Annotated in this window: 1 protein-coding gene; it reads left to right on the top strand. The window is 69.2% G+C overall.

Features of this window, described 5'->3' with window-relative positions:
- Nucleotides 1-760: 760 nt before the first annotated feature.
- Complete coding sequence (locus tag EJB06_RS04375; RefSeq protein ID WP_164557810.1) at nt 761-13,471, top strand: non-ribosomal peptide synthetase; 12,711 nt, start codon at nt 761-763, stop codon at nt 13,469-13,471.
- Nucleotide 13,472 lies beyond the last annotated feature (1 nt).

A 13,472-nucleotide genomic window follows, 5' to 3' on the forward strand; every position in this document is an offset into this window, starting at 1 on the left:
CAGTAAGCAAGCCCCTGAGTTCAGGGGCTTTTTTTCGTCCGTACTGCGTAGCGATAAGATAAATTTCCTGAGTTTAATCGATGCTGCACATTATAAAGAAAATGCTGCTTAATAATCGGCAAATAAAATTTTCTATCGAATATTAATTTCATTTAATCATTATTATGCATATAGAATAATTTAAAAAATAAAATGACAAATCTTAATAATTGATTTACTGTTCTGGCTGAGCGAACTGATAGCTATACCGCCTTGGCATAAAAATATTTACGCTTGTCAATGCATCTGCATAGGATATGAGTTTATGTCGTGCCTTATACAATATCGAACATCGGGACTTTTCCTTCGTTTCCGTACGCCTCCTTCCTTGGCCAGTCATGCGTGCAGGCGCTAGGTAATCGCCTCGCGCATGCAGCTTCCACAGCGTGCGCCTCGTGGGCAAAGACACGCCAGCACGCCACCGTAGCAGTGGCCGCGCTCATGACACCGCCATTTAATTAATAAAAATAAAAATCATACCATTGCGGGAAATGACTTCGGTAATACCACCGAGGTCGCCGTGGGATATTGCCCGGATAATCGCTTCGCACACCTGCCTTGATTATCGGCGACCACTTATCCGATATGAATGGTGCCGTACTCAGCCTTGCCCAAGTTAATAAGTTCATTGAAAGGCGGATAACTTTCTGCCCAGCATCAACTTCGGAGGAATGGAATGGAACGGATGAGTGGAGACAAGCAGACCGGCGATCGAGCAGCCATGTCGGCCGTACGGTTGTCGATCGCACAGGAAGCAGTCTGGTCCGACCTGGCGCATCTGGCCGATCGCGGTTCGCGCAGCGGCGGATGGGTTTGTCCGCTAACGCGGCCATGCGATCCGTCGGACGTGCGCGCCGTGCTCCAGCGCCTCGTCGACGCCCACGATGCCTTGCGCATGGTGCTGATCGGCAACAATCCCATTCCGCATATGCTGTCCACCGCCGAAGCGCCACTGCGCATTGTCGATCTGTCGGACCAGGCCGACAGCGCGCAACGCGCGGCGCACTATATAGAAGAGGCGAGGAATGCGCCGTTCGCCCTGGACGGCAGCCTGCTCTGGGAGTTGCTGCTGGTCAGGTCCAGCGCGCAGGACGGCACGTGGATGTTGCGCTGCCATCCGCTGGTCTGCGACAGCGCCGCCCAGCGCCTGCTGTATCGCGCCCTGTTCGACGGCGGCGCGCTCCCGGCAGCGGACGCGTTTCCCTTGCTCGAGCAGTTGCGCGCGGACGACGCCTATCTGGCCTCGGCCGCGTGCGCGCGCGACCAGGCCTTCTGGCAAGACCGCTTTCCCGGACCGCCTGCTCCGCTGTTCGCGCCCAATGCCCGCGCGCCCAATGCCCGCGCGCCCAATGCCCGCGCGCCCGACGCCAGCGCGGCAAGCACGGTGTCGTGGCATATCGCGCCGGCGCTGCGTGCCCGGCTCGAAGCGCGCGCAGGCGAGCATGCCTGCACCTTGACCGATGTCGTCTTGACGGCCCTCGCAACGTGCCTCGACCGCCTGCAGGCGGGCGACGGCGCGATCGTCGTTGGCCTGGAACGGCAGCAGCGGCGCGCGTTCGGCCGCTTCTCGACGGTCGTTCCGGTGCACGTCCGCCTGCGCTACGACGCTACCTTCGCCCACAACATGCGGCGTGTTGCCGACGACCTGGAGCAGTGCGCGGCGCATGCGCGCTACCCGCTGTCCCGTCTCGCCTGGCGCGCAGCGGCGGCGCAGCGCCTGGTCGACGTGCTCCTGCGCGTGGATGCCGACGCGTCCGCGCCTGCCCATGACGGCCCGGCGTCTTTCGGTCAGGGCCTGGAACATGCCGCGCTGGCCGTCATGGTCCAGGGCGGGGCGGAGGACACCCGGCTCGATTTTCACTGGAACAGGCAGCTACTGGACTTCCCGTATGTGACGGCGCTGCAAGGCGCGCTTGCCGCCGCGATCGAGGCGGTGGCCGCCGGCGCCCCGTCGCCATTGTCCGCACTGCCGCTGCAGGGCGCGGCGCAACGCCAGCGCGTGCTCGCCGGCTTTAACGCCACCGCGCGCGACTATCCGCAGGACGTCTGCGTCCACCAGCTGGTCGAACGCCAGGCGCATGGCGCGCCCGATGCCATCGCCATCGAGTCCGGCGCCGGCGCCTTGCGCTACGGGGAGCTCAACGCGCGCGCCAACCGGCTGGCGCATCACCTGCGCACCCTGGGAGTGGGGCCGGAAGCGACCGTCGCCCTGTACCTGGAGCGCGGCGCCGAGATGGTCGTCGCCATGCTCGCCGTGCTCAAGGCCGGCGGCGCCTATGTGCCGCTGGACCCGGCTTATCCGCCAGCGCGCATCGCCTGGATGCTTGCCGACAGCGGCGCGGCGGTATTGCTGACCCAGTCGCGCCTGATGGACGGCATCGCGCCGGCTGCCGCAATGGCCGTCCTGGCACTCGACGCGGAAGCGCCGCCGTGGCGGGAACAGCCCTGCGCCGACCCGGAACGCGCCGCGAACGGCCTGGCTGCATCGCACCTGGCTTACGTCATCTATACGTCCGGCTCCAGCGGGCAGCCGAAAGGCGTGATGGTCGAACACCGCAACCTGGCCAATCTGATCGGCTGGCACTGCGAGAGCTTTCCGCTTGCCCCGGGCGAACGCGCCTCCAGCACGGCCGGCATCGCCTTCGACGCCTGTACCTGGGAAGTCTGGCCGCCATTGTGCATGGGCGCCGTGCTGGCGCTGGCGCCGGCCGATGCGGCGGGCGACCCGCTTGCCTTGCTGGACTGGTGGCACCGGCAGGAGCTGCACACCAGCTTCCTGGTCACCGCGCTGGCCGATATCGCCGTCAAGCGCGATGCGCGCGCCGCCAGGACGCTGCGCACCTTGCTGGTGGGCGGCGACCGCCTGGCCAGGGCGCCCGCCGCCGATCTTGACTTCGAACTGGTCAACAACTACGGACCGACCGAGACCACCGTGGTCGCCACGTCGGGGCGCATTCGCTCCGGCGACCCGGTCGTCCACATCGGCCGTCCGATTGCCAACACCAGCATCTATCTGCTCGACCGCCACGGCCAGCCGGTTCCGGTGGGGATTGCCGGCGACATGTACATCGGCGGCGCCGGCGTGGCGCGCGGCTACCTGAACCAGCCGCACCTGACCCGGGAGCGCTTTTTGGCCGACCCGTTCGCGGGCGTGCCCGGTGCGCGGATGTACCGGAGCGGCGACCTGGCGCGCTGGCTGGACGACGGCAACATCGAATTTTTGGGACGTAACGACCACCAGGTCAAGATCCGGGGCGTGCGCATCGAACTTGGCGAAATCGAAGCGCAGCTGGCCTGCCAGCCCGGGGTGCGCGAAGCGGTGGTGCTGGCGCGCGACGATATCCCCGGCGCTGCGCGCCTGGTCGCGTATTTCACCGGCACGGCCGACGCGCGCGCGCTGCGCACTGCGCTGGCGCGCACCCTGCCGGCCAGCATGGTTCCCGCCGCATGCGTGCCGCTCGACGCGCTCCCGCTCACCCCCAACGGAAAAATCGACCGCGCGCAGCTGCCGGCTCCCGCCGCCAGCGCCTTTGCCCAGCGCCCGTACGCGGCGCCGCAAGGGCCGCTGGAACAGGCGCTGGCCGCCATCTGGTCCGACCTGCTGCAATGCGGCCCGGTGGGACGCGACGACCATTTCTTCGAGCTCGGCGGCCACTCGCTGCTGGCGGTCGAGCTGATGGAGCGCCTGCGCCGCGCCTCGCTCGCCGCCGATATCCGCACCTTGTTCGCCCAGCCGACCATCGCCGACCTGGCGCTGGCGGTACAAGATGCGCAAGGGCGATGCGCCGGCGCCGCGAATACCCCCGCCGTGCTCCCCTTGATCGGGCTCGACGCCGAACAGATCGCCAGGATCGCTGCGGCCGTTCCCGGCGGCGCGGCGAACATCCAGGATGTCTACCCGCTGGCGCCGCTGCAGGAAGGGATCCTGTTCCACCACCTGATGCAGGGCGAAGGCGATCCCTATCTGCTGCTTGCCGCATGGTCCTTCGACACGCGCGGGCGCATGGATGGTTTCGTGCAGGCGCTGCAGCAGGTCATCGCCCGCCACGACGCGCTGCGCACCGCCGTCCTGTGGGAAGGCTTGCCGGAACCGGTGCAGGTGGTCTGGCGCAGCGCGCCGCTCGCGCTGCGGGAACTCGCGTTTGCGCAGGGCGGCTCGGCAGCCGCGCTGGCCGCCCACACCGACCCGCGCCGCATGCGCCTCGACCTGCGCCAGGCGCCGCTGATGCGCGCGTTTGCCGCCTTCGACGCCGAGCGCCAGTGCTGGCTGCTGCATCTCCTGTTGCATCACATGGTGGTCGATCACGCAACGCTGGCCCTGCTGCTGCGCGAGGCGGCCGCCATCCTCGGCGGCGGCGCGCATGCCTTGCCGCCGCCTGAGCCGTTCCGCGCCTTCGTCGCGCGTGCGCGCCAGGCGGGCAGGGCGGACGCGCACGAAGCCTTTTACCGCGCCATGCTGGGCGATGTCGACGAGCCGACCACGCCGTTCGGACTGGCCGATGTGCGCGGCGACGGCAGCACCATTCGCGAGGCCGAACGCCTGCTCGGCGCGCGCCTGTCGCAACGCCTGCGCGAGCAGGCCAGGGCGCTGGGCGTCAGCCCGGCCAGCCTGTTTCATTGCGCCTGGGCGCAGGTGCTGGCGCGCGCCACGGGACGCGATGACATCGTCTTCGGTACGGTCCTGTACGGGCGCATGCAGGAAGGGGCCAGCGCCGAGCGCGCCATGGGCCTGTTCGTCAATACGCTGCCGCTGCGCATCCGCCTGGGCGAGATCAGCGTCGTGGAAAGCGTGCGCGAGACCCACGCGGCCCTGGCCCGCCTGGTCATGCACGAAGATGCCTCGCTCGCCCTGGCCCAGCGCTGCAGCGCGCTGCCGGCCGGCACGCCCTTGTTCTCGTCGCTGCTGAACTACCGCCACGGCGCCGGGCTCGATACTGTCCGCTGGGGCGAGGGCATTGCCATGGCGCCGGTGCAGGAGCTGAGCAACTACCCTTTCAGCTTGCGCGTCGACGACCTGGAACACGATTTCCGGCTCAGTACCCTGATCGCGCTGCCGGTGCCGGCGGACCGGATCTGCGACTACATGCATACGGCGCTCGAACGGATCGCCGACGCGCTGGAACACGCACCGCACACGCCGGCATCGCGCATCGACGTGATGAACGCCGCCCAGCGCCATGAAGTGCTGCGCAGCTGGAACGACACCCGGCGCGAGTTCGGCGCCGCCTTCGTCCACGAACTGGTCGAGCAGCGCGCGGCGCAATCGCCGGCGGCGATCGCCCTGGAGGCGGAGGGGGAAACGCTTAGCTACCGCGACCTGAACCAGCGCGCCAACCGCCTGGCCCACTACCTCGTTCGTCTCGGCGTGCGGCCCGACACGCGCGTGGCGCTGGCGCTGGAGCGCGGCGTGGCGCTGGTGGTCGGCATGCTCGCCACGCTCAAGGCCGGCGGCGCCTACGTGCCGCTCGACCCGCATTATCCCTCCGAGCGCCTCGCTTTCATGCTCGACGACTGCCGGCCGAAGGTGGTGCTCACCCAGGCATCGGTGCAGGAACGGCTGCCGGCCTGCCGCGCCCTGATGACGGCCACGGTGCTCGAACTCGATGCGGCGCCGGCGCCGTGGGCCGACGCCGGCGCGGCCGATCCCGGGCGCGCCGCGAGCGGCCTGGCGCCATCGCACCTGGCGTATGTGATCTACACCTCCGGCTCGACCGGCAAGCCGAAAGGGGTCATGGTCGAACAGCGCAACCTGGCGAACCTGGTCGGCTGGCATACCGACAGTTTTCCGCTGGCCGCCGGCGAGCGGGCCTCGAGCACTGCGGGGATTGCCTTCGACGCCTGCACCTGGGAAGTCTGGCCGCCCCTGTGCATGGGCGCCGTGCTGACCCTGGCGCCGCCCGGCGCCGCCGCCGATCCGGTCGCGCTGCTCGACTGGTGGGAGCGGCAGGACCTGCACAACAGCTTCCTGGTCACTGCGCTGGCCGACGTGGCCTTGCTGCGCGAGCGCAAGGGCAACGCGCGCCTGAGAACCCTGCTGATCGGCGGCGACCGACTGCGCAAGGCGCCCGCCGCCGCTCTGCCCTTCGAGGTCGTCAACAACTACGGCCCGACCGAAACGACCGTGGTGGCCACCTCGGGACGCCTGCTTGCCGGGGACCCGGTGGTCCACATCGGCCGTCCGATCGCCAACACCAGCATCTACCTGCTCGACCGGCATGGACGGCCGGTGCCGCCGGGGGTGGCCGGCGAGATGTACATCGGCGGCGCCAGCGTGGCGCGTGGCTACCTGAACCAGCCGACGCTGACCGAGGAACGCTTCCTGGCCGACCCGTTCGCGGACACGCCCGATGCGCGCATGTACCGGACCGGCGACATGGCGCGCTGGCTCGACGGCGGCGCCATCGAATTTTTGGGCCGTAACGATCACCAGGTCAAGATGCGCGGCCTGCGCATCGAACTGGGCGAGATCGAAACGCACCTCGGCCGCCACGACGGGGTGCGCGAAGCGGTGGTGCTGGCGCGTGAAGACAGCCCCGGCGAGCAGCGCCTGGTGGCCTACCTGGTCGGCGAGGTCGACACCCAGGCCGTGCGCGACGCGCTGGCGCGCCAGTTGCCCATGTATATGGTGCCGGCCGCCTATGTGCTGCTGGCAGCCATGCCGCTCACCCCCAACGGAAAACTGGACCGCAAGGCGCTGCCCGCGCCGGACGGCTCGGCGTACGCCCAGCGTGACTACGAGGCGCCGCAAGGGCCCACCGAAAGCGCGCTGGCCGCGATCTGGGCCGAACTGCTCCAGCGCGACCGCGTCGGGCGCCACGATCACTTCTTCGAACTGGGCGGCCACTCGCTGCTGGCCGTGCAGCTGATGGAACGGATGCGCCGCCAGCACCTGGCGGCCGACATCCGCACCCTGTTCGCGCAGCCGACGCTGGCCGCGCTGGCGCGTGCGGTCGACGCCGCCGGCCATGCGGGCGCCGCCGCCGCGGTACCTGCGAATGCCATCCCGGACGGCTGCGCCGCGATCACGCCCGCCATGCTGCCCCTGGTGAGGCTGGACGCCGGCCAGATCGAGCGCATCGCCCGCATGGTACCGGGTGGAATGGCGAATATCCAGGACATCTACCCGCTTGCGCCGCTGCAGGAAGGCATCCTGTTCCACCACCTGCTGCAGACCGAGGGCGACCCCTATCTGTCGTCGGCGACCATGGCGTTCGACTCGCGCGCGCGCATGGACGGTTTCGTGGCGGCGCTCGGCCAGGTCATCGAGCGTCACGATGTGCTGCGTACCGCCGTGCTATGGGAAGGGCTGGACGAACCGGTACAGGTGGTGTGGCGCCGCGCGCAGTTCACGGTCGACATGCCGGCCCTGGGGCCGGGCGACACCGCCGCGCAACTGCGCGCCGTGGCCGATCCGCTGCATTTCCGCCTCGACGTGCGCCAGGCGCCGCTGCTGCACGGCTTTGCCGCCTTCGACCAGGCATCGCAAAGCTGGCTGCTGCAACTGCTGATGCATCACATGATCCTCGATCACACCACCCTCGACATCATGTTCCAGGAAATGGGGCTGATCCAGGCCGGGCGCGCCGATGCGTTGCCCGAACCGGTCCCGTTCCGCGATTTCGTGGCCGAGGCGCGCCGCGAGGGCAGGGCGCGCGACCACGAAGCGTTCTTCCGCCAGATGCTGGGCGACGTCGACGAGCCGACCGCGCCGTTCGGCCTGACCGACATCAAGGGCGACGGCGGCAACATCGCGGAGGTGCGCGCGCGCGTGCCAGCGGCCCTGGCGCAGCGCCTGCGGCGCCAGGCCAGGGCGGCCGGCGTGAGCGCGGCCAGCCTGTTTCACTGGGCCTGGGCCCAGGTGCTGGCCAAGACCACGGGACGCGACGAGGCCGTGTTCGGCACGGTGCTGTTCGGCCGCATGCAGGGCGGCGCCGGCGCCGACCGCGCCATGGGCCTGTTCATCAATACGCTGCCCCTGCGCGTCATGCTGGGCGAGGTGAGCGTGCACGATGGCGTGCGCCGCACTCACGCACTGCTGGCCGGCTTGATGGAGCACGAGCACGCGCCCCTGGCCCTGGCCCAGCGCTGCAGCGCGCTGCCCAATAGCGTGCCGCTGTTTACCGCCTTGCTCAATTACCGCCATAGCGCCAACGAACGGATCGACCGCAACGACGATTCCGGCTGGCGCAGCGGCATCGACATGCTGTCGGCGCACGAGCGCACCAACTATCCGTTCGGCCTGTCGGTGGACGACCTGGGCCAGGACTTCGACCTGAGCGTGCAGATCGCGCACCCGGTCGACCCTGCCCGCATCTGCCGCTACCTCCAGCGCGCGCTCGAAGGCATGGTCGAGGCCCTCGAACAGGCGCCCCGGACGCCGGCGTGGCGCATCGCCATCGCCGATCCGGATGAGCGCCGCCAAACCCCCGGCCAAACCCCCGGCCAAGCGCCGCCGCCCGCCGAAGAGCATTGCATCGACCGCCTGTTCGAGCGCCAGGCCGCGCGCACGCCGCATGCCGTGGCGGTGACGTACGAGGACCGGGAACTGAGCTATGCAGCCCTGAACGAGCGGGCCAACCGCCTGGCGCATCATCTGCGCAGCCTGGGAGCGGGCCCGGAGCAGCGCATCGCCATCTGCATGCAGCGCGGCCTGGACATGGTGGTCGCCATTCTCGCCGTGCTCAAGGCCGGCGCCGCCTACGTGCCGATGGACCCGGCCTATCCGGCCGAGCGGCTGGCCTACATGCTCCACGACAGCGCGCCGCTGCTGATGCTGAGCGACGCCGGCGCCCCGGTTCCGGACGGGGTCAGCGTGCTCGCCATCGACGGCGAGGCGCAGCCGTGGCAGTCGCTTTCCCCGCACAACCCGGAGCACACGGGCGCCACGCCGCGCAGCCTGGCCTACGTCATCTACACCTCCGGCTCCACCGGCCAGCCCAAGGGCGTGATGGTCGAACATGGCAACGTCGCGCGCCTGTTCGGCGCCACCCGCCCGTGGTTCGGCTTCGGCCCGTCCGACGTGTGGACCCTGTTTCACTCCTTCGCTTTCGATTTTTCGGTGTGGGAGCTGTGGGGCGCGCTGCTGCACGGCGGCCGGCTGGTGGTCGTTCCCCATGCGACCACGCGCAATCCGCAAGCCTTCTACGCCTTGCTGTGCGAACGCGGCGTCACGGTTCTCAACCAGACCCCGAGCGCCTTCCTGCAGCTGATCGACCAGCAGGGAGCGCAGCCGCACCGCCTGCGCCACGTCATCTTCGGCGGCGAAGCGCTGGAGGTGGCAAGCCTGGCGCGCTGGTTCGCGCGCAGCGATGCCGGCGCCACGCAGCTGGTCAATATGTACGGCATCACCGAAACCACGGTCCACGTGACGTACCGGCCAATCGTGGCGGCCGACCTGGCCGGCCGGCGCGAGGCCAGCCCGATCGGACACGCCATCCCCGACCTGCAACTGTATCTGCTCGACGCCCACGGCGAGCCGGTGATCGACGGCGTGCCCGGCGAGATGTACGTCGGCGGCGCCGGGGTGGCCCGCGGCTACCTCAATCGCCCCGACCTGACCGAGCAGCGTTTCGTGGCCGATCCTTTCGGCGGCGCGCCCGGCGCGCGCCTGTACAAGACCGGCGACATGGGCCGCCGCCTGCCCGACGGCGCGATCGAATTCCTGGGCCGCAACGACCAGCAAGTGAAAATCCGGGGCTTTCGCATCGAGCTGGGCGAAATCGAAGCGCAGCTCGGGCGCCTGCCCGGCGTGCGCGAGGCGGTGGTGCTGGCAAGGGACGATGGGCGCGGCGACAAGCGCCTGGTCGCCTACATGGTCGCCACAGGCGCAGGGTTCGACGCGGGCGCGCTGCATCGCGCGCTGGCCGGGGTCCTGCCCGAGCACATGGTGCCGGCGGCGTACGTACCGCTCGCGTCCCTGCCGCTCACGCCCAACGGCAAGCTCGATCGCAAGGCCTTGCCGGCACCGCAGGGAGCGGCGTTCGCGCACAGCGAGTACGCCGCGCCGCAAGGGCCGGTCGAGGGCGCGCTCGCCGACCTGTGGTCCGAACTGCTGCAGGTCGAACGGGTGGGGCGCAACGACCACTTTTTCGAACTGGGCGGGCACTCGCTGCTGGCCGTGCAGATGACGTCGCGCCTGCGCCAGCGCCTCGGCCTGGAGGTTGCGCTGGCCGCGCTGTTCGCCAAACCGGTGCTGCGCTCCTTCGCCATGCTGGTGAGCGCATCGGCCGCCAGCACCTTGCCGGCCATCGTGCCCGGCCAGCACCCTGCCAGCGCGCCGCTGTCGTTTGCGCAGCAGCGCCTGTGGTTCATCGCGCAGATGAGCGAGCGCGCCGCTGCCGCCTACCACATGCTGCGCGGGCTGCGCCTGCGCGGCCCGCTCGACACGGCTGCCTTGCAGGCCGCGCTCGACGCCATCGTCAGGCGCCATGACGTGCTGCGCACGCGCGTCGGCATGGTCGACGGCCACCCGGTGCAGGACATTGCGCCCGCTGGCGCCTTCACGCTGGTCTGCCACGACCTGCGCGACGCCGGGCAAGCCGGTGACGAAGCGATCGGACGCTGGAGCCGGCACGAGGCGCAGGCGCCGTTCGACCTGGCCCATGGCGCCCCGATCCGGGGCCGCCTGCTGCGGCTGGGGGAACACGACCACTGCCTGCTGCTGACCATGCACCACATGGTCGCCGACGGCTGGTCGATGGGCGTGCTGGCCGCCGAATTGGGTGCGCTGTATCGCGGCGACGAGCTGCCGCCACTGTCGCTGCAGTATGCCGACTACGCGTTCTGGCAGCGCCAGTGGCTGGGCGGGGCGGTGCAACGCATCCAGCTGGCCTATTGGCAGCAGCAACTGGCCGGTGCGCCAGGCCTCGTCACCCTGCCGGCAGACCGCCCACGCCCCGCCGTACAGGACTATGCGGGCCGCAACGTGCCGGTACGGATCGAGCCCGATCTGGCCGGCGCCCTTAGAGCCTTGTCGCACAAGCACGGCACCACCATGTTCATGACCCTGCTGGCGGCATGGGGCGCCCTGTGCGCCCGCCTGGCGGGGCAGGACGAGGTGGTGATCGGCTCACCGGTTGCCAATCGCGGCCGCCTCGAACTGGAACCGCTGATCGGCTTTTTCGCCAACACCCTGGCACTGCGCCTGGACCTGAGCGGCGGCCCGAGCGTGGGCGCCTTGCTGGCCCAGGCGCGCGAGTGCGTCCTGCAGGGGCAGAGTCACCAGGACGTGCCGTTCGAACAGGTGGTCGACGCCGTCAAGCCGCAGCGCACCTTGTCGCACAGCCCGATCTTCCAGCTGATGTTCGCGTGGCAGAACACGCCGCAGGCGGCAGCGTCCTTCGATGGCGTGCGGACGAAGGAAATCGTCCTCGAGCACCCGAGCGCCACGGTCGACCTGTCGCTCGAGCTGGAAGAGTGCGACGGCGCCATCGTCGGTGCGATGACGTTTGCCAGCGCGCTGTTCGAGCGCGACACCATCGAGCGGCACCTGGGCTGTTTCAGGCTGCTGCTGGCCGGGATGGTCAAGGACGATACCTGCGCCATCGATCGCATCGACATCCTGTCGGACGCCGAGCGCGCGCAGGTACTGCGCGGCTGGAACCGCACCCGGCGCGACTATCGCCAGGACCTGTGCATCCACCAGTTCATCGAGGCGCAGGCGCAGGCAACGCCGCATGCCGTTGCCCTCGAATTCGGCGACAGCCGCCTGAGCTACCGTGAGCTGAACGAGCGCGCCAACCGGCTTGCGCATTACCTGCGCACGCGCGGCGCCGGCCCCGGGCAGCGCGTCGCCCTGTGCCTGGAACGCAGCCTGGAGATGGTCGTCGCCATCCTGGCGGTGCTCAAGGCCGGCGCCGCCTACGTGCCGCTCGACCCCTCGTATCCGCCCGAGCGCCTGGCCTTCATGGCGGCCGACAGCGCACCGGTGCTGCTGCTGACCCAGGACGGCATCGACCTGCCCGGCGCGCTGGCGGCAGTGCGGCTCGATGGCCCCGAACGGCCATGGCAATCGATGCCGGCGACCGACCTGGCCCCGGCACAACTGGGCCTGACGCCCGCGCACCTGGCCTACGTGATCTACACCTCCGGTTCCACCGGCCAGCCCAAGGGCGTCATGAACGAGCATGCCGGGGTGGTCAACCGGCTGCTGTGGATGCAGGAGGCCTACCGCATCGACGCGACGGACGCGGTGCTGCAAAAAACGCCGTTCAGCTTCGACGTGTCGGTGTGGGAGTTTTTCTGGCCGCTGATGCGCGGCGCGCGCCTGGTGCTGGCCCGTCCCGGCGGCCACAAGGACCCGGCCTACCTGGCCGGCATCATCGAACGCCACGCCATCACCACCGCGCACTTCGTGCCGTCGATGCTGCAGGCGTTTGTCGACAGCGGCGCCGCCGAAGGCTGCGCGCGGCTGCGGCGCGTCATGTGCAGCGGCGAAGCGCTGCCCGGCGCCCTGGCGCGGCGCTTCGTGCAATGCCTGCCGCAAACCGAGCTGCATAATCTGTACGGCCCGACCGAGGCGGCGGTCGACGTCACCGCTTGGCACTGCACGGGCAGCGACCTGCCCGACAACATTCCCCTGGGCCGGCCGATCGCCAACACCACGATCTACCTGCTCGACCGCCATGGCGCGCCGGTGCCGGCCGGGGTGGCGGGCGAAATCCATATCGGCGGCGTGCAGGTCGCGCGCGGCTACCTGCACCGCGACGAACTGAGCGCCCAGCGCTTCGTGCCCGACCCGTTCGCCGCCAGGCCCGGCGCGCGCATGTACAGGACCGGCGACCTGGGACGCTGGCTGGCCGACGGCACGGTGCAATTCCTGGGCCGTAACGACCATCAGGTCAAGATCCGCGGCCAGCGCATCGAACCGGGCGAAATCGAAGCGCATCTCGCGCGCCAGGACGGCGTGCGCGAAGCGGTGGTGCTGGCACGCGAAGACAGCCCCGGCGACAAGCGCCTGGTGGCCTACGTCGCCGGCGCAGCCGATCCGCAAGCGCTGCGCGCGGCGCTGGCGCGCGAACTGCCCGACTACATGGTGCCGGCGGCCTGCGTCGTGCTCGACGCCTTGCCCCTGAGCGCGAACGGCAAGCTCGATCGCAAGGCGCTGCCTGCGCCGCAAGGCGCGGCCTATGCGCAACGCGCCTACGCCGCGCCCAAGGGCGAAACCGAAGCGGCGCTGGCGCGGGTCTGGGCCGATCTGTTGCGGCTGGAACGGGTAGGGCGGCACGACCACTTCTTCGATGCCGGCGGCCACTCCCTGCTGGTGATGCAACTGATCGCCCGCGTCCGGCAAGAATGGGATATCGACCTGCCGCTGATGGATGTTTTTGCCAACCCGACCCTGTGCGCGCTCGCCAGCGTCATCCTCGATTACGAGTTGCGGGCGTTCGACGCCGAGGAACTCGCATGTGTGATCTCTCAACATAAGGCTTGAA

This window comes from Massilia atriviolacea (genome assembly GCF_003953935.1).
In the GTDB taxonomy this organism is placed as follows: Bacteria; Pseudomonadota; Gammaproteobacteria; order Burkholderiales; family Burkholderiaceae_D; genus Telluria_A; species Telluria_A atriviolacea.

Coding starts and splice junctions, on each gene's coding strand:
- EJB06_RS04375 (WP_164557810.1), top strand. CDS start 761: ATGTCGGCCGTACGGTTGTCGATCGCACAGGAAGCAGTCTGGTCCGAC.